General features: G+C 42.4%; 26 protein-coding genes, 1 pseudogene and 1 riboswitch. Of the genes and pseudogenes, 6 read left to right on the top strand and 21 right to left on the bottom strand.

Features of this window, described 5'->3' with window-relative positions:
• The first annotated feature begins 118 nt into the window (after nucleotides 1–118).
• On the top strand, nucleotides 119–304 hold the full coding sequence (locus ABEV15_RS09005) for a YhzD family protein (protein WP_035018868.1): 186 nt from the start codon (nucleotides 119–121) through the stop codon (nucleotides 302–304).
• 19 nt (nucleotides 305–323) lie between these two features.
• Here the strand turns inward: ABEV15_RS09005 and ABEV15_RS09000 are convergent, their stop codons facing one another.
• The 5 genes from ABEV15_RS09000 to ABEV15_RS08980 form a co-directional block, all read right to left on the bottom strand.
• Nucleotides 324–1823: a coproporphyrinogen III oxidase gene (locus ABEV15_RS09000; RefSeq protein WP_498853002.1), complete on the bottom strand. Its 1500-nt coding sequence runs from the start codon at nucleotides 1821–1823 to the stop codon at nucleotides 324–326.
• A gap of 69 nt (nucleotides 1824–1892) precedes the next feature.
• Nucleotides 1893–2753: a Cof-type HAD-IIB family hydrolase gene (locus ABEV15_RS08995; RefSeq protein WP_429631232.1), complete on the bottom strand. Its 861-nt coding sequence runs from the start codon at nucleotides 2751–2753 to the stop codon at nucleotides 1893–1895.
• Between the two features lie 71 nt (nucleotides 2754–2824).
• Nucleotides 2825–3169 carry a YlbF family regulator gene (locus tag ABEV15_RS08990; protein ID WP_498852996.1) on the bottom strand — a complete coding sequence of 115 codons (345 nt, stop codon included), beginning with the start codon at nucleotides 3167–3169 and terminating at the stop codon, nucleotides 2825–2827.
• 69 nt (nucleotides 3170–3238) lie between these two features.
• A complete protein-coding gene (locus tag ABEV15_RS08985) occupies nucleotides 3239–4342 on the bottom strand; it encodes a DUF445 domain-containing protein (RefSeq protein ID WP_498852995.1) in 1104 nt (367 codons plus the stop codon).
• Between the two features lie 40 nt (nucleotides 4343–4382).
• The gene (locus tag ABEV15_RS08980; protein ID WP_429631226.1) at nucleotides 4383–4676 is read right to left on the bottom strand and encodes a hypothetical protein; all 294 of its coding nucleotides are present in this window, start codon (nucleotides 4674–4676) and stop codon (nucleotides 4383–4385) included.
• Between the two features lie 107 nt (nucleotides 4677–4783).
• Between ABEV15_RS08980 and ABEV15_RS08975 the strand changes: the two genes are divergently transcribed.
• The 3 genes from ABEV15_RS08975 to ABEV15_RS08965 all read left to right on the top strand — a co-directional run bounded on the left by ABEV15_RS08975 (nucleotide 4784) and on the right by ABEV15_RS08965 (nucleotide 7114).
• Nucleotides 4784–4933 (top strand): hypothetical protein, encoded by a 150-nt coding sequence (locus ABEV15_RS08975; RefSeq protein ID WP_429631224.1) that lies wholly within the window; start codon nucleotides 4784–4786, stop codon nucleotides 4931–4933.
• 74 nt (nucleotides 4934–5007) lie between these two features.
• A complete protein-coding gene (locus ABEV15_RS08970; RefSeq protein WP_429631222.1) occupies nucleotides 5008–5889 on the top strand; it encodes a PucR family transcriptional regulator in 882 nt (293 codons plus the stop codon).
• A gap of 112 nt (nucleotides 5890–6001) precedes the next feature.
• Nucleotides 6002–7114: an ABC transporter ATP-binding protein gene (locus tag ABEV15_RS08965; protein ID WP_429631220.1), complete on the top strand. Its 1113-nt coding sequence runs from the start codon at nucleotides 6002–6004 to the stop codon at nucleotides 7112–7114.
• Nucleotides 7115–7143: 29 nt separating this feature from the next.
• On the opposite strand, the gene ABEV15_RS08960 is transcribed toward ABEV15_RS08965, so the two are convergent.
• A complete protein-coding gene (locus ABEV15_RS08960) occupies nucleotides 7144–7386 on the bottom strand; it encodes a hypothetical protein (RefSeq protein ID WP_429631528.1) in 243 nt (80 codons plus the stop codon).
• Between the two features lie 230 nt (nucleotides 7387–7616).
• Here ABEV15_RS08960 and ABEV15_RS08955 point away from each other — a divergent pair, with 230 nt between their 5' ends.
• A complete protein-coding gene (locus ABEV15_RS08955; RefSeq protein ID WP_429631218.1) occupies nucleotides 7617–7817 on the top strand; it encodes an alpha/beta-type small acid-soluble spore protein in 201 nt (66 codons plus the stop codon).
• Between the two features lie 71 nt (nucleotides 7818–7888).
• Here the strand turns inward: ABEV15_RS08955 and ABEV15_RS08950 are convergent.
• The 12 genes and pseudogenes from ABEV15_RS08950 to tenA all read right to left on the bottom strand — a co-directional run.
• Nucleotides 7889–8179: pseudogene (locus ABEV15_RS08950) on the bottom strand (transporter substrate-binding domain-containing protein); the annotation flags it as partial.
• Entirely contained in the window at nucleotides 8176–9438 is a 1263-nt protein-coding gene (locus ABEV15_RS08945) for a hemolysin family protein (protein ID WP_498852994.1), read from the bottom strand. The pseudogene ABEV15_RS08950 and the gene ABEV15_RS08945, both read right to left, overlap by 4 nt.
• Before the next feature lie 259 nt (nucleotides 9439–9697).
• A complete protein-coding gene (gene thiD / locus ABEV15_RS08940) occupies nucleotides 9698–10507 on the bottom strand; it encodes a bifunctional hydroxymethylpyrimidine kinase/phosphomethylpyrimidine kinase (protein ID WP_498852993.1) in 810 nt (269 codons plus the stop codon).
• Between the two features lie 5 nt (nucleotides 10508–10512).
• Nucleotides 10513–11529, bottom strand: coding sequence for a MoeB/ThiF family adenylyltransferase (locus ABEV15_RS08935; RefSeq protein WP_498852992.1), 1017 nt, complete (start codon nucleotides 11527–11529; stop codon nucleotides 10513–10515).
• Nucleotides 11526–12296, bottom strand: a complete 771-nt coding sequence (locus ABEV15_RS08930; protein ID WP_429631204.1) for a thiazole synthase — start codon at nucleotides 12294–12296, stop codon at nucleotides 11526–11528. The genes ABEV15_RS08935 and ABEV15_RS08930 overlap by 4 nt, the downstream gene beginning before the upstream one ends.
• Nucleotide 12297: 1 nt before the next feature.
• On the bottom strand, nucleotides 12298–12501 hold the full coding sequence (thiS, locus tag ABEV15_RS08925; protein WP_004892168.1) for a sulfur carrier protein ThiS: 204 nt from the start codon (nucleotides 12499–12501) through the stop codon (nucleotides 12298–12300).
• Nucleotides 12485–13606 carry a glycine oxidase ThiO gene (gene thiO, locus ABEV15_RS08920; RefSeq protein WP_498852991.1) on the bottom strand — a complete coding sequence of 374 codons (1122 nt, stop codon included), beginning with the start codon at nucleotides 13604–13606 and terminating at the stop codon, nucleotides 12485–12487. The genes thiS and thiO overlap by 17 nt, the downstream gene beginning before the upstream one ends.
• Nucleotides 13594–14208: a thiazole tautomerase TenI gene (gene tenI / locus ABEV15_RS08915; protein WP_429631202.1), complete on the bottom strand. Its 615-nt coding sequence runs from the start codon at nucleotides 14206–14208 to the stop codon at nucleotides 13594–13596. Before tenI ends, thiO begins: the two co-directional genes overlap by 13 nt.
• 1 nt (nucleotide 14209) lies before the next feature.
• Complete coding sequence (locus ABEV15_RS08910; protein WP_429631200.1) at nucleotides 14210–15004, bottom strand: energy-coupling factor transporter transmembrane component T family protein; 795 nt, start codon at nucleotides 15002–15004, stop codon at nucleotides 14210–14212.
• Nucleotides 15001–16452: an ABC transporter ATP-binding protein gene (locus ABEV15_RS08905; RefSeq protein ID WP_498852990.1), complete on the bottom strand. Its 1452-nt coding sequence runs from the start codon at nucleotides 16450–16452 to the stop codon at nucleotides 15001–15003. Before ABEV15_RS08905 ends, ABEV15_RS08910 begins: the two co-directional genes overlap by 4 nt.
• A gap of 3 nt (nucleotides 16453–16455) precedes the next feature.
• Nucleotides 16456–17046, bottom strand: coding sequence for an ECF transporter S component (locus tag ABEV15_RS08900; protein WP_429631196.1), 591 nt, complete (start codon nucleotides 17044–17046; stop codon nucleotides 16456–16458).
• Complete coding sequence (gene tenA, locus ABEV15_RS08895) at nucleotides 17021–17716, bottom strand: thiaminase II (RefSeq protein WP_429631194.1); 696 nt, start codon at nucleotides 17714–17716, stop codon at nucleotides 17021–17023. Before tenA ends, ABEV15_RS08900 begins: the two co-directional genes overlap by 26 nt.
• Nucleotides 17717–17806: 90 nt before the next feature.
• Nucleotides 17807–17914: riboswitch (TPP riboswitch) on the bottom strand.
• 132 nt (nucleotides 17915–18046) lie between these two features.
• Between tenA and ABEV15_RS08890 the strand changes: the two genes are divergently transcribed.
• On the top strand, nucleotides 18047–19231 hold the full coding sequence (locus ABEV15_RS08890; RefSeq protein WP_498852989.1) for a class I SAM-dependent rRNA methyltransferase: 1185 nt from the start codon (nucleotides 18047–18049) through the stop codon (nucleotides 19229–19231).
• Between the two features lie 293 nt (nucleotides 19232–19524).
• On the opposite strand, the gene ABEV15_RS08885 is transcribed toward ABEV15_RS08890, so the two are convergent.
• The 3 genes from ABEV15_RS08885 to ABEV15_RS08875 all read right to left on the bottom strand — a co-directional run bounded on the left by ABEV15_RS08885 (nucleotide 19525) and on the right by ABEV15_RS08875 (nucleotide 23639).
• Entirely contained in the window at nucleotides 19525–20037 is a 513-nt protein-coding gene (locus tag ABEV15_RS08885; protein WP_429631188.1) for a PepSY domain-containing protein, read from the bottom strand.
• A 135-nt stretch (nucleotides 20038–20172) separates the two neighbouring features.
• Nucleotides 20173–21837: a glycoside hydrolase family 13 protein gene (locus tag ABEV15_RS08880; protein WP_498852988.1), complete on the bottom strand. Its 1665-nt coding sequence runs from the start codon at nucleotides 21835–21837 to the stop codon at nucleotides 20173–20175.
• 194 nt (nucleotides 21838–22031) lie between these two features.
• Entirely contained in the window at nucleotides 22032–23639 is a 1608-nt protein-coding gene (locus tag ABEV15_RS08875; protein ID WP_498852987.1) for an MDR family MFS transporter, read from the bottom strand.
• Between the last annotated feature and the right edge of the window lie 4 nt (nucleotides 23640–23643).

Below are 23643 nucleotides of genomic sequence, written 5' to 3'. Positions count from 1 at the left end.
CATCCTCCTTTAAGCTTGTCTTACTTTACACATATGCAGACAAGCGAAAAAATAGACGTATAAAAGAAGGAAATGCTCATGAAGGAGCGAATATATGCGAAAGAAAGGGGTGGGGAAGATGAAAACATATACGCTTACTGTTTTTGAAAAGACGGGTGAAAAATTGCTCGATGAAACATTTACTGCCGCAAATGATGAAGAAGCAAAACGAATTGGCGAACAAAAACTAAAAGAAAAACAATTTGAACATAAAACGCATCGCTGTACAACATCGAGCGGCAAACTCATTTTGTTCCATCGTTAAAGCCCCGATCGTCTCGGGGCTAAAATAATTGTTCCATCATTTTTAACTTTTCGTTCGTGTAATGTTCGTAATTTTCGTTATACGCTTTCGGCTCTTTCGGGTTAGCAAAATGCGTAATCGCTTTTGTTTCTGGATGCACAAATTTGCTCGATGCCCCACATCCTAATCCGATGATCGACTGTTGCTCTTCCATAATCATAATGTTATAAATGCTTTCTTGACCTGGTAAAGCGTAACCGACGTTTTCTAAATTGCCGAGAATATTTTTTTGGCGATATAAATAGTACGGCACGTATCCGTTTTCCTTCGTCCACTGTTCCGCTAGCTTCATCATTTCATTAATTTCATCACGATCCGCCACTTTATACTTTTCCTTATTTTTCGTCATCTCGGAAGCGCGCTTAAACGACAACGTATGCACCGTTAACGACTCCGGCATAAGCTTTTCCGTTTGCTCAAGCGCATAGTGAAACTGCTCAACACCTTCTCCAGGTAAGCCGATAATTAAGTCCATATTAATATTGTTCATCCCTGCTTCGCGAGCAAGATGAAACTTTTCAATCGTTTCTTCAACGGTATGATGACGACCGATCGCTCGCAACGTTTCTTGAATGTATGATTGTGGGTTAATGCTAATGCGATCAATGTTCCATTTTTTCAACACCGCAAGCTTCTCCGATGTAATCGTATCTGGCCTTCCGGCTTCAACTGTAATTTCACGCACGCGTTCGATGTTTGGAAACACACGATACATGTGCGCATATAATGCATCCATTTCCTCTGCGGTAATGCTTGTCGGCGTTCCGCCACCGTAATAAATTGTCGTAATCGGAATGTTTCGCTCTTTTAAAAAGCGGCCGATTTGTTCCATTTCGTAATGCAGTCCAAATAAAAATGCATCGACTGATCCTTGTTTTCCTTGAATCGCATATGCCGGAAACGTACAATATGCACATTTCGTCGGGCAAAATGGAATGCCAATATAAATGCTTACTTCTTTCGATAAATCGTAAAGGTCTGGCACGACCGTCAACTGGCGATCAACAATTTGTTGCATTAATTGAATTTTCTCATCTGTTACTAAGTAATCTTCACGAAGCTGACGATGCGCTTCTTCTTTCGTTAAACCAGACCGCAACTTTTGATGCAATAATTTGACCGGACGGACACCTGTTAAAATACCCCATTTTTGCACAAATCCTGTATATTGCTGCATTAACGTTAAATATATATACGAAACCGCATGTTTCACTTGCTTCATGCGCCCTTTTTCTTCTTCTGTGTTCCATGACCGTTCGTAATGAGCGGAATACGTATGGTCATGCTCATCTTGTAACGTCCCATGAACGACAAGTTCGTCCTCTTCTTGGACAGACATAGTTATTCGCACGTTTGCTTCTTCTGTTGGTACAAAAGAGAGTGTCCGCTCTTCAAAAAATAAACCGGTAATCACCTCAAGTGAACGTTGAAAACGATCAACCGGCTCAAGTCCGCAAATGTCAATACGCAATGAAATCACCTTTCGCTTCAAAGTATTAGACTCATTTAAGTGTACAGAAGAAGCGAAAAGCTCGTCAAGAAACGGAAATTATTTTTTCTCGATTGTGCGAATTTGCCGCAAAAATTGCGGACGATGTTGTTTGCGAAAATGCTCTGTAATCATATAGGCAACGCCAAGTTGTTCGTTTGAGCGCGTCACCCAATCGGCAACGGCTTTAACTTCCTTTGGAGCATTTCTCATTGCAACTCCAAGTCCCGCTGCTTCAATGGCTGGGATGTCGTCAATATGATCGCCGATGACGACCATTTCTTTTAACGAAATACCAAGCTCGTTTCCAAGACGAATCAACCCGTTTAGTTTTGAAACGTTTTCTGGCAACAATTCAATTTTCCCCTCGCTAACGGTAAGCAAAAGGTTTGGAAACGCCTGTTCGATCGTTTCGACAATTTCATCACATTCATCTTCATTCGAATAAAAGACGTCGATTTTCATCACATCAATTGGATCATCGCGTAACACATCGCTTAACGAATCAACAAATTGTGCAGGATAAAAAAACGGATCTCCTAAAATCGTTTTTGCAATCATGTTGTTTTTTATTTTCTTTCGATTTCCGATTGAATACCGCTCATGAAGCAGGCGCACGTTGCAGTTAAAATGTTCAAGCACATGTACAATATCAAACGCTTTTTGTGCCGGAATGACAGATTCATGTAATTTTTCATCTAGCGACTTCGCAATGAGCGCACCTTGAAACGTCACTAAATACGAATCTAATTTTAGCGCTTTCGCCACTTTTTTAGCGGACAAAAAATTTCTTGACGTCATTAATGTAATATATACGTCTTTTTTCTTCACAAACTCGATCGCTTCTTTCGTTCTTTTCTCTAATTTTCCATTTGATTTTAATAACGTTCCATCAATGTTTAGCGCAAGCAATTTATACATGGTCGTCCCCCCTTGATGTCGTGTCTTCATTCATACGTATGACAAGGAGATAAAAAAAAGAACACTCATTTTCATGAGTGCTCGTCATATAGCTGTTCAATTGGCTGAATCATCGCAGCCATCGCTTGCGCAAACAATTCGTTTAAACGTTCTTCTGCATGAATGAGCCGCGCAATGTTTTCGTTCATTTCAATGATGTGCAAATGTTGCTGGAGTAACTCTACATCTGCATCGCTCACCGGCAATCCACTTGTTTGTTTTTGTTGTAGCCGTTTTTGCAACGTGCGAAATCGCGCAAATAACTGATGCGCTATCGGATCGCGCTGCACTTGCTCATACGCATGACGAAGCTCCGCAAACGGTTCACTCATGCGAATCGCTGTCGAAAGTTCATGAATGGCTTGAAGGACGTTCATGCGACATGCTCCTCTCATTTTTCCTTTTCTTTTTACGATATGAGCAAAGCGGCCGCTGTATGTCTACGATTAAACGAAAAGCGTAATACATCCTTGAAGAAGTCCGATGATCCCGCCTAACAAGGCACCTAAATACGTAATCATTTTAAACTCGCGGCTCGAAATCGTTAAAATCATCTCCTCTAGCCGTTCAACAGAAAACGATGCGACTTCTTCACGAACGATATCTTGCAAATGAAGCTGTTTCATCCATCGTTCGATGCGTTCGGAAGCAAATTGTAAAAGGAAGCGAACGAGCGTCGGTAATGAATGCCGCACATAAGGTGCAACGAGTGCACCAAGCGGTTTTTGGAGCGGCTCTTGTACAATGAATGTGGTGAGACGTTTCACCCATACGACGATTTTTTCTTGATCGATTATTTGCTCCACCTCATGTATACGCATCTCCTTCACTTTTTCCCATTCGTTTATGAATAGTTGCACAAGCAGCTGTTTTGCTCCTTCACTTTGTAAAAATTTCACGATTTCCGGGCGAATTTTTTCCGCCAAACTAACGTTGCCAAGAAACATTTGAAGCATATTGCCAAACATGCCTCGGCTTTGTAAAAATTCATTGATCATATGCTCAATTTGACGTTCTCCTTGCTCACTCTCAACATACGTGCGCAAACGGAGCAATAAGCGATCGACAATCGAAGGAATAGCATGATCTATTTTTTGTAATACCTCAATTGGAATGATTTCATGAAGCGAACGTTGACGATATTGCGACATGAACGTTTTATATTTCGTTTCTATCCATGTTTCTGCCGTTTGTTTCGGATCTGGCATCCCGAATTGCTTCAGCCATTGTTCAACAGTTCGATCAGATTGTAACCATTTCTCTACTTCTTCCTGCACATAGTTCGTCATATCACGAATAAACGATTCATCGTTTAATTTGCGACGCAGTCCGTCAGCTGTTAATAAATGTTCAACAACCATGCGACCAAGCTGTTCGGCTAACTCTTCTCGCCGCTTCGGAATAAGCCCAGGTGTAAACGGGATCCTTTTTCCTGCGATGTAAATGGGACGATATGGACGAAAAAGCATTTTAATCGCAAGCGAATTCGTAATCCCGCCAATGAATGCTCCGACAGCAATCATAAACAACAAATAAAGAAAAAGCCCCATAACGATCTCCCTTCTGTCAATAAGCTGTTCTAACCATTCATTATAGGGCTTGTCCGTTATGAGTGCAAACACGTGATAACTGCTTATGCAACTGTTTTAGACATTTGCATAACAATAAGCGAAATACTTCCCGTTCTGTCGCCTGTTCAGACGCAAGCCATGCTTCCTTATATATGTTCATTTTCTCAAACTGCTCACGCCATTCAGCTTTTGTTTCTTTCCGTTTTACATCGCATTCCTTTCCGATATGCAATACATATAAATAACGAACAAGCGCTTCTTCTTCCTCGTCTAAAGAGTAATTCATTAATGCATGTAAAAAATAAGCGATCATTTCCCTCACCTCCCATCATGAATATATGTGACAACATGTGACGACATGTGAATCATGCATACTTTTTTTTCGTTCATACAAAATAACGAATAAAGGGGGCGTACATGATGAAAGAACGAGACAATTACGAATGGGACATTGATCGCATGATTAACGAAGGCATGGCGGGCGGTTATGTATATTCGTGCCATCACGCAACCAATATCGAAGAAGCGCGTGATGTGCAAACTGAACAGCCACCACATGAAGCACAGTAAAGCGGCGAGCATTTTCTCGCCGCTTTTTGTATAATGAAAATGAATGTGATGAGAGACGAAAGGAATGGACATACATGTTAGAAAAATTACGATCATATTATCGGGATGCGCTGATTGAACATAGACAAGTGAACGAACGTGATCAATACGAATGGTTTTCGACGGAACATGGCGAGCTTTTTGGCATCAAAAAAGAAGCGCTCACACCAAAAGAACATGCGCTATTAGCGACGTTATTTACACCGCATAAAGCATTGCCTGCTTGGATGAATGACCAGCAACAAGCGTGGCACCGCTTTTTAATTCAAGGCGATGAACATGTATTTGATCAACTGCCTTCCACAACATATACGCGCTTTATTTATTTTTACATACAAAAGGGATCCGTTGAAGCAACTCATTTTGTTGAAGCCATTCAAGCGCTTTTCCCTTATCATGTCACAATTATTTCAGAAACAGAACAACGATTTATTGTCATTGAACAACAAGAAGAAAGTGTTGCCTCTACTCTTCACGAACTTATTGATACGTTATGTAGCGATTTTTACATTCAATTACGAACATACATCGGTCAAAGATGTCCGCACTCTGTTGAACTCACTCGTATATTTGCTGCAGAAAAGCGGTATTTTCATATCGGTATAAAACATAAACCAGAACAACGCGTCTATTGTATCGAAGACGTTTTTCCTTTTTTATTCATCGACGGTGAAGACATGGCGTACGCCATGATATTTTTGCAGCCGGTGAAACAAGATCACGATATGATGAAAACAATGAAGGTGTTTTTCGAATGCAATTTAAACGTTTCGCTTGCAGCTAAAAAGCTTCATATGCACCGCAATAGCTTGCAATATCGCATTGACAAGCTCATCGAAAAAACAGGCATTGATATAAAACAATTTAAAGGGGCGCTTACTGTATATTTAGCTATTTTGCTCCATGAACGCCACTAGGCACATTACCCGAAAACGTTTTCTTTTTTTTGTGCACCATGCCCATTTACGATTTGCTCGTTTTTATATATGCTTGAAACAAATGAAATCGATTGCATAAGGAGGCATATATATGGCTGAGCTTCGTTTAGAGCATGTATATAAAATTTATGATAACAATGTTACTGCTGTAAAAGACTTTAACTTGCACATTAAAGATAAAGAATTTATCGTATTCGTCGGTCCATCGGGGTGTGGAAAATCAACAACGCTTCGTATGATCGCAGGTCTTGAAGAAATTTCAAAAGGCGATTTTTATATTGACGGTAAGCGAATGAATGACGTTGCGCCAAAAGATCGCGATATTGCGATGGTATTCCAAAACTATGCGCTTTATCCACATATGAGCGTATATGACAACATGGCGTTCGGATTAAAATTGCGCAAGTTTCCAAAAGATGAAATCGATCGTCGCGTTCGTGAAGCCGCGCGCATTCTCGGCCTTGAGCAATATTTAGATCGTAAACCAAAAGCGTTATCTGGCGGTCAGCGTCAACGTGTTGCATTAGGACGCGCCATCGTGCGCGATGCGAAAGTATTTTTAATGGACGAACCGCTTTCAAACTTAGATGCAAAGTTACGTGTACAAATGCGCGCAGAAATCGCAAAACTTCACCAGCGTTTAGGTACAACGACAATTTACGTCACGCACGACCAAACGGAAGCGATGACGATGGCAACGCGCCTTGTCGTTATGAAGGACGGAGTCATTCAACAAGTCGGTACACCAAAAGAAGTATATGAAAAACCAGAAAATATTTTCGTCGGTGGATTTATCGGCTCGCCAGCGATGAACTTCTTGCGCGGCGTACTTCAAGACGGCGTATTCGTCATCGGCGATGTGAAAATTGCCGTGCCAGAAGGAAAGATGAAAGTGCTTCGCGAACAAGGTTACGTGGGCAAAGAAGTTATTTTAGGTATTCGTCCGGAAGACTTCCATGATGAGCCTGTATTTATCGAAGCGTCACAAAACACAAAAGTGCGCGCCCATGTTGAAGTAGCAGAATTGCTTGGTGCAGAGATCATGGTATATTCGCAAATTAACGGTCAAGAATTTGTTGCACGCGTTGATGCGCGCACAGACGTAAAAGCAGGTCAAACGATCGACCTTGCGTTAGATATGAATAAAGCACATTTCTTCGATGTCAATACAGAATTGCGCATTCGTTCAAATAGTGAAAAATAAATGGAAAGCCCGTTCGCTTGAGCGGGCTTTTATTCTTGAATAAACCGAACAACATCATCATCGCAATGGCGACAATGAAACAAATGAACACATACGTGTCTTTTTCTCGTATGTGCGTATCCATCGACCATTTTCATTGTATCTGCATCCATATACGGACTGTAATCATCAAAATAATCCGTTAATTTTCCCTCATCTTTTAATTTTCCTCCACATTGATCACAATAAAAAACGATTGTCCGTAAACCGTTGCATAACGGACAAATATGCATCTTCATCATCCCCCGCTTTATGATTTTCCATTATCTTTCCCAATTCATAAAAAATTACCACATAAAAAAAAGAATAATAAAATGTTTTTTCCCCAAAATAGTAGTACAAACAAGCAAACAACATTCGATGGGTTAAGCCAAGTTTGGCAGCGTGAAAATCATCACGCGTTGCTGGTGCAAATCCAGCTAACCCAACCATAAAAAAACTTGTAACGAGGAGATGATTGAACATGGCAAACAAAAATCAATTATTAGTATACGGTGCACAACAAGCAATCGATCAAATGAAATACGAAATCGCTCAAGAATTTGGTGTAAACCTTGGACCAGATGCAACATCACGCGCAAACGGTTCAGTTGGTGGCGAAATTACAAAACGTCTTGTTGCAATGGCGCAACAACAATTAGGCGGATCTCAGACAACTAAATAACATGGCTGAAAAACCCCCAAGCACTTCGCTTGGGGGTTTTACTGAATTCGTTGCAAAAACTGTCGTGTCCGTTGTTGATTTTCTTTATGAACGACAAGAACAGCTGCTGACGTAATATACGGATCGGAAAAATCGTATTTTTCTTGACGATCTGGACGAATGCCCACTTGGTTTGCAATCATATCAAAACGTTTCGCATCTAAACCAGCAAACATCGCATCCCATTGCGTTTCTACAAACACCGGTTTTACACCGAGACGTTTCGCTACTTCTTTGGCAATTTCCACATCAAATCCTGTTAACTCGCCTGTTTCATCATGAAATGTAAATGGCGGATACGTTCCTTCCGCGCCGATTTTTATTCCATAATCGGTTCACGAATGCGGACGAGCACTTTTCGAATGCGCCGATTTTCAACTTGACGAACAGTGACTGTTAATGACTCATATTCAAATGATTCGCCGACGGTAGGGATGCGTTCAAACATTTCAAACACCCAGCCGCCGAGCGTATGGGAAGAACTTTCTAACTCATCAATGCCCAAAATGTCGCAAAACTCATCAAGCGGCAATTCTGCATTAAATTCATATTCGTAATCATTAATTTTTTGAAACGTTTTCACTGCTTCGTCATGTTCATCCCATATTTCCCCAACAATCTGCTCTAAAATATCTTCTAACGTAATTAACCCTGATGTGCCGCCAAACTCGTCGATGACAATCGCCATATGTACTTTGCTTTTTTGCAACTCGGGCAATAATGTTGATATGCGCATCGACTCAACGACAAATAGCGGCGTGCGCAACAGTTCACGAACGTTTACTTTTTTCCCCTGTACGAGTTGACTAAAAAAGTCGCTTTCCGATAAAATGCCGATGACGTTATCAATATCCCCTTCATATACCGGAACGCGCGAATATCGTTCCTGCAAAAAAATGTCGCGAATTTCCTCGATCGGTTGATTGACTTCCACCGCCACTATATCTATGCGCGGTGTGAAAATTTCACCGACTAAAATATCGTTGAAATCAAGTGAACGATGAACAAGCTCTTTTTCTTTATTGTCAATCACCCCTTCTTCTTCGCTTAAATTTATCATCACTTTTAGCTCTTCTTCCGTCACAGAAGGAACATCTGTTTTTTGATTACCAAACAGTTTCGATACGAGTTGTTTTAACATGACAAGCAACGCTGTAATGGGAGTAAATAGTTGAATAAGCATGTACAGCACATCGGAAACAAGGAGTGAAAACGACTCCGCATGTTCTTTCGCAAACGACTTAGGCAACACTTCACCGAAAATTAAAATTAAAATCGTCATACCAACCGTACTAATAACAAGCCCCGTGTTACCACCAAACAAGTCCGTCGCTACTTTAGTAGAAATGGACGCAGCGGCAATGTTGACGATATTATTTCCGACTAAAATGGTAGAGAGGGCACGGTCGAAGTTTTCTGCAATATATAATGCTTTTTTACTTCCTCGCCGCTTTTCATCCACATAATTTTTCAAGCGGATTTTATTGACGCTCGAAAATGCTGTTTCTGAAGCTGAAAAAAAAGCGGATAATAAAATTAAAACAATGAGTAAAAAAATTAAACTCAGAGGCAGATCTCCCAACGAACATTCACGCTCCTAATGAAAAAATGGATTCACTATAAATATATACGTTTATCATACCAAATTTAACTGAAAAAGAAAACGACCGCACATACGCGCAGTCGTTCATTATGACTCGATCAACATTGTACCGATAAAAAAAGTTAAAAGCAATACGTACGTAATATTTAGTGTAATTGAAAGTTCTTCCACTTGTTCGTCCCCTCCATCAATATATTCCCCATTTTTATTTTAACAATGGTAGGAACGATTTTGTTTGTCAATGATGTGAACATTTTTCTGATTCATGAAACGCCCAATGGTTCGTCGGACCATGCCCGCTGCCAATTTGTAACGTTTGTTCAACAGCTGCGTGGATAAATCGTTTCGCCACATCTACTGCTTCATATATTGTTTTTCCTTTTGCAAGTTGTGCTGTAATCGCTGCGGCAAATGTGCAGCCGGTTCCATGCGTATGTTTTGTATCGATCCGCTTGCTTTTCCATTCATAAAATTGTTCACCGTCGTATAAGATGTCGACAAGTTCGTTGCCTTCCCCATGTCCACCCTTCATGACAACGTGCCGAACGCCCATGTCATGAAGCTTTTTCGCTGCTTCTTTTCGTTCTTCTACCGTTTCAATTTGCATATTTGTCAATACTTCCGCTTCTGGAATATTCGGCGTTAATACGTAAGCAAGCGGCAGCAGATGGCGTTGCAACGCTTCCACCGCTTCTTGTTTCAACAGCGGTGCCCCGCCTTTTGCGATCATGACGGGATCGACGACAACGCGCGTCCATTTGTATTGCTTCATTTTGTGAGCAACTAATTCGATAATCTCATTGCTAAATAACATGCCTGTTTTCACTGCATCTGGCGGCAAATCGACAGCAACCGAATCCATTTGTTTTTCAATCGCTTCAAGAGGGAGCGGATATACTCCTTGTACACCGAGCGTATTTTGTGCGGTTACGGCAGTAATTGCTGACATGCCAAACACATGTAATTGATGGAATGTTTTTAAATCCGCTTGAATGCCAGCACCCCCGCCACTATCTGAACCAGCAATCGTCAACGCTTTATATACCATGCTTTTCACCCCAAATATTGATAATATAGCCGCTTAGCTTCTTGAACGTCATTTGTTCCATGGATAAATACACGTCCATCTGAAAAGACGACAAAACGATGTGGATGAATTGTAAATGAAAGTAAGTATTCATTTTGTTCAACGCGAATTCCTTGTTGTTGTAAAAAGGAAATGAGCCTTGTCCACTCTCGCTCCCTGCGCTGAGCAGGTCGGATTTGTACCGTCTCTCTCCCACACAATACCGCAAATTTCGTTTCATTTTCGTATTGGAGGGCCGGATATGTCCGATTTTGCCCACACGACGGACAATCGTCCTTTTTTAACTTTTGTACATCGATCATGCGATATTGTCCATGCCATACGTCAAATGAAACGAGTTTGCGATTCACGTTAGCATGTACGAATATTTTTAATGCTTCCGCCGTTTGATGCGCGACAACCATATGCACGACAGGGCTAATGATTCCTGCTGTATCGCACGTCGCAACACCAAATGGCACATGTTCAAGCAAACAACGAAAGCACGGCGTTTCATGTGGAAGAATCACGTAGCTTAATCCATAACTACCTACGCATGCCCCATAAATCCACGGCACGTTGTATTTTTGCGAAACATCGTTGATGATCATACGGACGTCAAAATTATCGGTGCTATCAATGATGACATGTGGACGCTCATGTGCAACAAGGCGGGCAAGTAAATGCGCATCTGCATCTGCCACAATCGGTTCAATGACAACTTCGCTATTGATTGCTTGCAAATGAGCAGAAGCGGCAATCGCTTTCGGCAATCGTTTCGTCGCATCTTCTTCCGTATATAGCTGTTGGCGCTGTAAATTGCTCCATTCCACATAGTCGCGATCAACAATCGTTATTTTTCCAACCCCTGCTCGTACAAGCGTCTCCGCGTTTGCTGCCCCAAGCGCCCCAGCACCGATAATGAGCACATGTTTTTCACGAATGTGTTGTTGTCCTTTTTCTCCGATTGGGGCAAACAATTGTTGACGTGAATAGCGATTCATGAAACGATGCTCATCCCTTCGATTGGACTGCTCGCTGTGGCATACCGCTTTTTCGGAATGCGCCCTGCTTCATATCCTAGTCGCCCCGCTTCAACTGCCAGTTTCATCGCTTTCGCCATTTTTATCGGATCTTGGGCAGAAGCAACAGCTGTATTTAACAGTACCCCATCAGCCCCTAACTCCATCGCTAACGCTGCATCTGCCGGTCCACCAATGCCTGCGTCAATAATCACAGGGACGGTTGCTTGTTCAATAATGAATTGAATGTTTAACGGATTGATAATTCCTTGCCCAGATCCGATCGGTGAAGCACCAGGCATAATCGCATGACAACCGAGCTGTTGCAACCGTTTCGCCAACACAACATCATCTGACGTGTACGGTAAAACAATAAATCCTTCTTCCAACAACATCTCCGTAGCTTTTAACGTCTCGACGGGATCAGGCAACAACGTTTGATCGCACCCGATCACTTCCACTTTCACCATGTCACAAAGTCCAGATGCTTTCGCTAAACGAGCGATGCGCACCGCTTCCTCTGCTGTTCTTGCCCCAGCGGTATTTGGTAGCAACTTATATTTCGTTACATCTATTTTTTCTAAAAAATTGGGCTGATCAGGGGCAAAAATGTTCATTCGTCGCACGGCAAATGTTAATATTTCTGCTCCTGACGCTTCAACTGCTTCTTTTTGAATGTCGATGTTCGGAAACTTTCCTGTGCCAAGCAATAAACGAGAGTGAAATGTATATGGCCCGATTTGTAACATATTATCCTCCCCCTACAAAATGAACGATTTCAATGCGATCACCATCTGCAATTGTTGTTTTCTCATAGGCCTCTTTCGGAACGATATCCATGTTGATTTCAACAATCGCAATCTTTTCATGAATGTGAAAATGGCGTAACAATTGGGCGACCGTACGCACATGAGACGGCAAATGGATTGTCTCGCCATTAATGATGCAATGCATGAGCCCCCCCCTTTCTTGTAAGCGAAAACGGCGTCATATCAAATGGAACTTCTTTTCCTTCTAGCATATCGCCCACGCATCGGCCTGTGATGGCGCTTAACAAAATGCCGTTTCGATAATGCCCCGTCACAACAAACACGTTTGAATACTGCGGATGAGCCCCGATATAAGGGTTTCCGTCTTTTGTTTGTGGCCGAATGCCTGCCCAAGCTTTCTCAAATGTCGCTTGAGCGATATGCGGGACAAGATGCATCGCACGGGCTAACAAATGATGTACGCTACATGCTTGCACTGTTTTCGCAAACGAATGAGCAATCGCGCTAGCCCCGATCACAAGGCGATTGTTTGCTTTCGGCACGATATAGCAACCGTTTTTTGCAAATACAGTCGTTTGTAAAAGCGATGTTTCTGTCGTGACTGCCACGCACTCCCCTTTTACCGGATACATATGTAACGATAATTGCAATTTTTCCGCGAAAGAGGGCGTCCATGCACCGCAAGCCACGACAATATGTTCAGCATATAGCGTGCCGCTCGTTGTTTTCACTCCCGTTACACGCTCACCGTTAATAACAACATCATACGCTTCCGTATACGGTAAAAATCGTGCTCCTTTGGACATCGCTGCATGAGCAAAAGCAAGCGAAAGCTGTTTTGCGTCCACTTGTTGATCGATCGTATACATCGCCCCATATTCACTTCGTACGTGCGGTTCGAGTTGCGTCACTTCATCGGAGGTTAGCCAGCGAACGTGTTGCGGTTGAATTCGCCTCCAAAATTCATAATGTTTCGTTAATTCGCTATACTCTTCCGATGTGGTTGCCATTTTTAACATTCCCGCTTCATTCCATCCAACGGTTATATTTGTTAACTCCTGCAACTCAGCGATGACGCTCGGAAATAACGCCTGACTCGCTAAAGCAAGCGGAATGATGGGATGATCTGTCGAAAATTCAGAGTGCGCACCGAGCATACCAGCTGCCGCCGATGATGCTTCTTGTGCCAATTCCCCTCGTTCAATGACGACAACACGCGCTCCTCTTTTTGCTAGCTCAAAAGCGATGCTACTGCCAATAATGCCTCCCCCAACAATTAAAACGTCCATGTATTCTCCCCCATTTGTTCTCGGTATAACTGAACGATAGACAGCGGATGATCAGCATAAAATACCGTCGACATGACCGCAATCCCTGTTGCTCCAGCCATGAACACATCGCGAACATGCATAGGCTTAATGCCTCCAATTGCAATGACAGGAATGTGTACGTTACATGTCAACTGACGCAACGATGCAAGCCCGCGCGGCTTCATTCCGTCTTTACAGTTCGTTTCGTATATATGTCCGAAAATGACGTAATCCGCTCCTTCGTTTTCCGCTTGTTTCGCTTCTGCAAACGTATGAACAGATCGACCGACGTGCAAAAACGGAAACCGTTCTTTTACTCGTCTTGGCGATAAACTATGATGGGCAAGCTGAACGCCGCCAACGCCATAAACGACAGCGACGTCCACCCGATCATTGACGACCACTTTTTGCGCTGGAACACCTGCTTTAAGCAATTTTTCCACGATGATACCAATCTCTTTCGCTGAGCGATGTTTTTCGCGAACATGAATGTAATCCACATATGAATGAACGAGAGATGAAATTTGAACAAATGTTCCAATCGACTGATTGCCTGTTGAGATGAGATGAAGTTCTTTCATCTTACCGCACATCCTTGATCGCAACGTATGGGAACACATCTGCCATGTAGTAGCCAACAGCAACAATGACACACATGGCAACAAATAAATACACATCATATTTTCCGAGCGTCACTTCATAATAAAACGTCCGTGTCCGCTCATTCGTAAACCCTTTCGCTTCCATCGCCACCGCAATGCGTTGAGCGCGGCGAATGCTTTGCGATAAAAGCGGAATGGCATATCGTTTCATGAGTTCAAGTTTGCCGCGAAATCCTTTCGCTTTTGCGGCTCGCCGTACTTTTAACGCTTGATGCACCGTTTGAAATTCTTCCAACATGATCGGCAGCAAACGAATGGCTGCTAAAAAACTATACGCATATTTCGGCTTCAATCTCGCTTGTTGCATGAGTGAATAAAATAAAAGCACAGGCTTTGTCGTAAGCGCAAACATTAACCCGAAAATTGCAAACAAAAGGGTGCGAAATCCGAGATGAACACCGCGATAAAAACTTTCTTCTGTAATGTGAATGAGTCCCCAATGAAACCACGTCGTCTCTCCCTTTCCAAACAAAATCATCGACGACGACGTAGAAATGAAAATAAACAAAAACGGCACGAAAAATAAAAGCACATGCTTTATCCGATAACCGCTAAACAGCATAAATAACGCGGTAAACCCAATCGCCCAATTGATCAGCACGTTCGGGTTGTGGACAAAAACAATCACAACAAACATCGGCAAAAATAAGAATAGTTTCGCTGTCGGATTCGTTTGATGCAGCCACGTTTCTTTATGTTCGATGTTCCATCTCATCCCATTCCACCTCGCACAAGCATACGAGGAGCGATCGGTTCATCGGCGGCAAGCTTTCCGTTTTCAATGACCCATCTTCGCGTTGCAAATTCCGACACGATGCGCTCATCGTGCGTCACCATCACAATCGCCTTCCCTTGTTGCCGATACGATTCAAGCCATTCGAGCAATGCAAACGTATTTTTCGCATCTTGCCCAAACGTCGGTTCATCAAGCAGCAATAAACGATGCCGCTCCGTCACCGATGCGGCAACACTCAACCTCCGTTTTTGCCCCATCGACAATTGATACGGGTGCAAATGACGCTGCGCGCTCAAATGAAACCGTTTAAGCAATCGTTCGACTTCCTCGGCTACTTCATGCTCCGGACGTTTTTCAAGACGGAAAGAGTACGCTAGCTCATCATCCACGCGATTTGTGACAAATTGAAATTCTGGATTTTGAAAAACAAAGGCAATGTTGTCGTACAACAACTCGTCATTTATTAACGGCTGTTCTTGCCAATACATATCTCCTTTTGTTCGGATTAATTTCATCAAGCTTTGCAGCAACGTACTTTTGCCTGCGCCGTTTTCACCTGTAATCGCAATCCATTCCCCCGCATGAATCGTTAACTGATCGATGGCTATTTTTTCTTCTTTTTGTCGAAGGCCGCGGAGCGATTGCACATGTAAAAGAACATCCCCATGTGCATACGGTTGTTGCGCTGTTTTTGGCTTTTTATACGTTTCCCACACGTCTGGATGCCAAATCCCTTGTTCTGTAATAAACGAACGATACGTTGAAAAAACAACATGGGTTGGACCGTCAGCAATGATGTCACCATGTTCATCAAATAAAATGATGCGTTCAACAAAATCGAGAACGTGCTCAATTTTATGCTCGACGATCACAATCGTTCGGTCCTCTGCCACTTCTTTTAACGTTTCCCATACCGTTTTTGTGCCTTCTTCATCAAGAAGCGCTGTCGGTTCGTCTAAACATAACACATCAGGTTCAAGCGCTAAAACCGATGCAATCGCCAACCGCTGTTTCATTCCACCTGATAACGTTTGAATCGGCACATGAACGCGTGGAAGGCGAAGGCGCACACGTTGAAGCATGTGCGCGATTTTTTCTTTCATCTCTGCACGTGGCACACCGAGATTTTCGAGCACAAACGCCATTTCCTCATCCACGTATGGCATACAAAACTGGGCATCGGGATCTTGAAACACGTATCCTACACGTTTTGGAATATGCAGCTTTTTCGCTTTCATCGGCACATCGATCGAGCGCGGAATAATGCCGGCCATCACTTGCAAAAGCGTGGATTTTCCGCATCCCGATGGGCCTAAAAGCAACACTTTTTCCCCTTTTTTAATCGAAAGCGATACATCGGTAAATAGCCGCTTTTCCGCCCCAGGAAACTTTAATCGCAATTGTTCGATGTGGATCAATGATGTCACCTTCTATTTATCAAGTGAGTCGTAATCTTCTTTTGTCGTCGGACGCAACAATTGCGTCACACCTGTCGCTTCGAGCGCTTTCACAAGCGAATAAGCAAATACACCAGCAATGATGATCGCTCCAACGAAACGCGCACCGATAAATAACGTTAAATTCCACCATGCTAATTGGTCAATATACCCTTTATAAAAATCAAGCACTAATGAAGCGATCGTTGAACCAACCGCTGCAAGCGATACAACCGCCACATCAAAACGTTTATAGCGGAAGGCAGCGAAAACAAGTTCAGCGAGCAACCCTTGCACAAAGCCGTAAAATAGTACCTCAAGCCCCCATTCAGAACCAGCTAAAAACTCTCCTGATGCCGCAGCCACTTCTGCAAGTAGCGCCACTCCTGGTTTACGAATTAATAAATAGGCAACAGTTGCCGCAATAAACCACATGCCATAAATGAGTTGATCAAGATGAAGTCCAAGCGGTTTTACCGCATAGTAAAGCGGTCCCCACACTTTATACACAATCCCAAACACAATCGCCACCACAACGGTCGTTAATACGTCTGTTAATTTAAGCCCTTTCGTTTGCATCAACATCCTCCTCTTCAATTGGCCAACGTTCTAATTTGTACGCCATGTCCCAAAATAAATATTCATATTGACTGCTGATCACAAAGTGTTGCTTCATCCGCTCTAACTCTTTTTCGCTAGCTGTTTTTGCGATGTCGTTTAAACGCGCAATTTGTTGTTCGACAAGCTGTTTGAACCAGTCAGAGCCGTATGCTTCAATCCATTGTGCATAAATTGGATGATTCGGCTTACAATGTTGTAACCGCTCACCAATTTCGTAATACAACCAATAGCACGGTAAAATGGCAGCTAATACATCGCCAAAACGTCCTGCAAACGACGCGCGATACATGTGGGACGTGTACGCATACGCAGTTGGAGCAGGAACAAACGAAGCCTTTTCTTCTTCTGTAATGCCGAGCTCTTTCATAAACGTTTCATGTAAACGAAGCTCAGCCTCATACGTATTTTGCGCATGATGAGCCATGCTTGCGGTCGTTTGTAAATCATCAGCCATCGCACCACCAAGCGCTTGCACTTTCGCAAAGTGTGTCAAATAATATGAATCTTGTAATACATAATAACGAAAACAACGTAAATCAAGCGTTCCTTCCCCGAGCTCCTTCACAAACGGATGATGAAAGCTCGCTTCCCAAATCGGATCGACAGCCTTGCGCAACTGCTCTGAAAACAACATATCCTCTCCCCCTTAAGAAAAAAATAAAAAACCACTTTCTTTGCGCAAAGAAAGTGGTTGTAAACGATGGAAATTGACATATAGACACACTTCGCACCGTTTCCACTTCCCTACGCTGGTATAATCCAGATCAGGTTCTAAGGGTCTCAAAGGCACACTTTGATCTCAGCCTATCTAAAGGCCCCCCTAGTGGAATACAATGGCATGATTCACTTTATCACTAATATTAGCATATTTTATTGAATTGTCAAATATTTTTATCCATCATTTGCGCACATCGTTTTCTTCCTGTATGCTAAAGTAGCGAATATATAGTCAGGAGTGGGATGTATGGCAAATGTATTTTTAAAGCGAAAAAGAAAAAAGCGGCTTGAACTTGGACACCCGTGGGTGTTTCAGAGCGAAGTCGATTATATTGAGGGAGATTTTGAACCGGGTGATTTCGTTAACGTATATAACCATCAACGCCACTTTTTAGCCAAAGGATATATTAATCCAAAATCACAAATGATCGTGCGCGTGTTGACGCAAAATCCAAATGACGAATTAGATGCGCAATTTTTTATGAATCGCATTCGTCAAGCGTGGGCGTATCGCGAGCGTATGATTCCTGGCGTCCGTTCATGTCGCGCCATTTATGGAGAAGCGGATTTTTTACCTGGGCTTATCGTGGATAAGTACGAAGATGTGCTCGTCGTACAAATTTTATCGCTCGGCATGGAAAAACGGAAAGAATGGATTTTACAAGCTCTTCTTGACGTTTTTCAACCGAAAGCTATTTATTTGCGCAACGACGTTCACGTGCGCGAATTAGAAGGGCTAAAACAAGAAAAAGGATTCTGGTACGGCACGTGCGATACGAACGTACAAATTGAAGAAAATGGCGTAAAATACATCGTCGATATTGAAAACGGACAAAAAACAGGATTTTTCTTCGATCAACGTCAAAATCGTGCTGCGATCAAGCCACTTATCACAAGCGAATCGACCGTGCTTGATTGCTTTACACATACAGGCTCATTTATGTTAAACGCCTGCTTATACGGAGCAAAACATGTGACCGCTGTCGATATTTCCGAACACGCGATTGAAACTGCAAAACGAAACGCCGAGTTAAACGGATTTACAAATGTGGATTTCGTCGTTGCGAACGCGTTTGACTATTTACGCGAATGCGTGCAAAAGAGGAAAAAATGGGATGTTGTCATTATTGACCCACCAGCGTTTGCAAAATCCGCGCATGCGGTGCCAAAAGCGCTCGCTGGCTATAAAGATATTAATTTAAACGGCTTAAAGCTAGTGAAAGACGGCGGCTTTTTCGTGACCGCAAGCTGCTCGTACCATGTGCATCCTGATATGTTCCAAGCGATGGTTGCGGAAGCGGCATTTGATGCAAAGAAAATTTTGCGTCAAATTCATTGGAGCGGTGCAGGGTACGACCATCCGAAACTGCTTGCGGCTGACGAAGGCGATTATTTGAAGTTTGCGATTTATGAAGTACATTCTCGTAAATAAAACAGGTTGGTATACGCCAACCTGTTTTAAAATGGACAAAATTGCGATGCACATATCGCACAAAAACGGGGTATACTATAATCGAAAACGTTTTCTTTTTTGTGAGGTGATCACGATGGCATTAAAAACGATTTGCCCAAAATGTTTTGGGAAAAAGAAAATAAAAGTTTGTTTGTCCCTTTATAAAACATGTTCGATTTGCAATGGAACAGGGAAAATTCAACAATCACCAACAAAACGAATTAGTTAAAAAGCACTTCGCACCAACCATTAATGCGAAGTGCTTTTTTCCCCTATGCAGCCGTTTTTCGTTGTTTCGTTTTCGCTTGTGCGCGCAAAATTTTTACAGATAAATAAATGCCCGTCCCTGTTAGAATAATAATAGAAATGGCAGCTGCATCAATGATTAAACGATTCCAAAGACCAAGTTTGCCAACGTGAATGGCACGCACAAACGAGGCAAATTGATTTGCTTCTTTTTTCACAACTGTACCGTCTGGCGCAATCGTCACTAGCGTCCCGTCTTGATCGTTTAACCGCACCATATACATGCCATGATTCATTACTACGCCAACTTCATCCATTGAAAACGCACCAGATTCACTCGCTTTTTTCACCGCATCAATCATATTTAACTGCGCATGTCCATGCCCATCACCATGAGCATGGACATGGCTTCCATGCGAATGTCCGCTCACTCCCATTAACCACCGCTCTGTTAACAACAATCCTGTCACCGCTTCCAAAAGTAAAAATACCGAACAAATAAGTCCAATCCATAAGTGCAAATTGCGCGTTTTTTTCATAATCCATTCCTCCAACCAAATTCATATCTTACAAATGTAAATGTAAATGTAAAACATGAATTTGGGAGAAGTTTGAAAAGTAAGTGAAAAAAATGTGAAACCCCCCTTTTCCATAGCGGAAAAGGGGGGGTTTTATCATTTCATCAAATATACGCGCGCTTCATATGGGCGCAATGTAAAGCGCGTCGCATGTTTATGCGGTTTCACATCGTAATTTGTTAATACAAGATGCTCGCTATTTAATTTCAACGAATCGTAGCGATACATCGTTTTTCGGTCTGTTAAGTTGACGATGACGACCGCTTTCTCATCGCCTAACGTACGCGTATACGCGTAAATCGCTTTATGGCTTTCTAATATTAAATCGTATGTTCCGTAAACAAATACATCATGTTGTTTCCGAAGCTGGATCATGCGCTTGTAAAAGTTTAACACAGAGTTCGGGTCGTTCAACTGCTTTTTGACGTTAATTTGTTTATAATTTTCATTGACGCCAATCCAAGGTGTCCCTTTCGTAAATCCAGCGTTTTCTTCATCGGACCATTGCATCGGTGTGCGTGAATTATCGCGACCGTTTTTCCAAATCCACTGCATCACTTCTTCGTGTGAACGACCTTTGGCACGCTCAATGCGATAATAATTTTTAATAGCTACATCGTCATATTCATCAATCGTTTCAAACCGTACATTCGTCATGCCGATTTCTTGTCCTTGATAAATAAACGGCGTCCCTTGCATAAGGAAATATAATGCCCCTAACGCTTTCGCACTTTCGACAAGATACTCCCTGTCATTTCCCCATGTCGACACCGAACGCGGTTGGTCATGGTTTTCAAGAAATAGCGCGTTCCATCCAATGCCTTCTAATCCTTTTTGCCATTTCGTTAATACGCGCTTGAGTTTGCGAACATCAACACCGCCATCCGTTCCTTTTTGCCAAAGACCGAGATGTTCAAACTGAAAAATCATATTAAAGATGCCGTTTTCTTCACCGACCCAATCTTCCGCTTCTTCAACAGTTACCCCATTGGCTTCTCCGACTGTCATAATGTCATAACGCGCAAACGTTTGCGCTTTCAGCTCTCGAAGATAGTCCATAATCCCTTCTTGATTCATATGTCCGTCAAATGAAGGAACATAGTCAAGCCCTTTTGGATTTGGCAAATCAGGGAGGCCTTCTTTTTTCTTAATATGTGAAATCGCATCGACACGAAATCCATCAATGCCTTTATCAAGCCACCAGTTAATCATATCATATAGCGCGCGACGAACATCTTCATTCTCCCAATTTAAATCCGGTTGCTTCGTTGCAAACACGTGCAAATAATATTGATCCGTCGCTTCATCATATTCCCACGCTGAACCACCAAAAATACTTTCCCAATTGTTTGGCTCCTTCCCGTTTTTCCCATCACGCCAAATGTACCAATCACGTTTTGGATTGTCGCGTGATGAGCGCGATTCAATAAACCACGGATGCTCATCGCTCGTATGGTTAATGACAAGGTCTAAAATAACTTTCATGCCGCGCTTATGAATTTCTTCAAGCAATTGATCGAAATCTTCCATCGTACCAAACTGCTCCATAATATCTTGATAGTCACTAATGTCGTAGCCATTATCTGCGTTTGGCGATTTATAAATTGGACAAATCCATATGACATCGATTCCAAGGTCTTTTAAATAATCAAGCTTTTGAATGATGCCCTGCAAGTCACCGATGCCATCTCCGTTTGAATCCATAAAACTTCTTGGATATACTTGATATGCAATCGCTTCTTTCCACCACGCTCTTTTCACGTAAAATCCCCCTCAATCCTCTCAAAATAAATCGCTTTCAATCTTGTTCACTCTTTCATGTTAATATACAAACGCTTTTGTTTAAAGAGAAAATTGCACTTTTTCATAAAAATTTTCGTTTTTCTTGTGCAAACGTTTCACTTTTTATAATTAAAAAAGCAAACAATCGCATTGGCGATCGTTTGCTTTTATGTTTATTCCATTGGAACCGTTTTATTCTCCGAACGAGAAATCGTCATTCGACCGATGAATAGCGCAAAAATAAAACCGATGCCAACAAAAATCAAACCATATAAAAACACATCGCTTAATGCATCAACGAGCGTTTGTTTTAATACAGGCACAAACAGTTGTTGCATTTGTTGCGGGATTGTTTTTAACGTATCTGGGTTTAAAATGACCGAATATACGCTTTGTGGATTCGACTCAATTAATTGCTTAAACGAATCCATCATTGCATGCGCTTGTGCCGGCAACTGTTCTAGTAGCGGAAGAAACTTCGCTTCTAATAAATCTTTTGAACGATGGTTCATAATCGCTCCTAACAACGTCGCCCCAAACGTTCCCCCGATTTGACGGAAAAACTGGCTCGATGATGTCACAATGCCAAGCTGCGACTTCGGAAAAACTTCTTGTAGCGCAAGCGTAATAACCGGGTTCACAAATCCTAACCCAAAACCGAGCGTCGCCATAAATGACATCGCCGTCCATTTATTTGTATCAACATCCATCGTTGACAATAAAAAGAAGCCTAGCGCCACAAGCACCATGCCACCAATGACTTGCGTGCGAACACCGATTTTTTGTACAAGCCGGCCGCCAATCATGCTGGCAATAATGAGCGCAAACATCATCGGAAACATCATTGTTCCTGATTCGGATGGGCTCATGCCGATAATGCCTTGCATAAAGAGCGGCACAAACATAATCGCTCCAAACATGCCGACAGACATAAAAAAGCCAACGCTATTGAGCACAACAAACGTTTTATTTTTTAGTAAATGAATCGGCATAATTGGCTCTTCTGCTTTTCGCTCTACAAATACAAATAAACTAAAGAAAACGACCGAGCCAGCTAGTAAAGAAATAATTTGCCACGATAACCAATTGTATTTATCGCCACCAAACGTTAAAGCAAGCAATAACGAAACAACGGCAACAACCATCGTAAACATGCCGGCTAAATCAAGCTTTACTCGCTCAACCATACGGTGATTATGCAAACCGAGCGAAATGAGAACAATCGCTAATATACCGACAGGAAGGTTAATGTAAAACACCCAACGCCAATTTAACGAATCAACAATCCATCCACCGACTTGCGGTCCAAGAATAGATGCTAATCCAAATACACCGCCGAACACGCCTTGCCATTTCGCACGCTCTGCTCCTGTAAACAAATCACCAATGACAATCATCGCCATTGGCATCATAATCCCGCCGCCAATTCCTTGAATAGCACGGAAAATAATGAGTTGGGTCATCGTATCCGCCATGCCGCATAGCGCAGAACCAATGATAAAAATCGCTAGTCCCGAAATATAAATCGACTTTCGACCAAACAAATCGGCAAGTTTTCCCGCAATGGGAACAATCGTTGTTGATGTGAGCATGTATGCCGTTGTTAGCCATGCCATCATGCTCAACCCACCAAGTTCTCCGACAATGCGCGGCAACGCTGTGCCAACGATCGTTCCATCGAGTGCACCAAACAACATGGCAACAAGTAATCCTGTAATCAAAATCCCTCGTTTCGCCTGCATATCAGCCACATTCGCTTGTATCGTTGCTTGTTCTTTCATGTAT

This window comes from Bhargavaea massiliensis, from assembly GCF_050480245.1.
Lineage (GTDB): Bacteria > Bacillota > Bacilli > Bacillales > Anoxybacillaceae > Anoxybacillus.
Note: the sequence above shows the minus strand (reverse complement) of the source record. Positions and strands in the feature narration are given on the sequence as shown.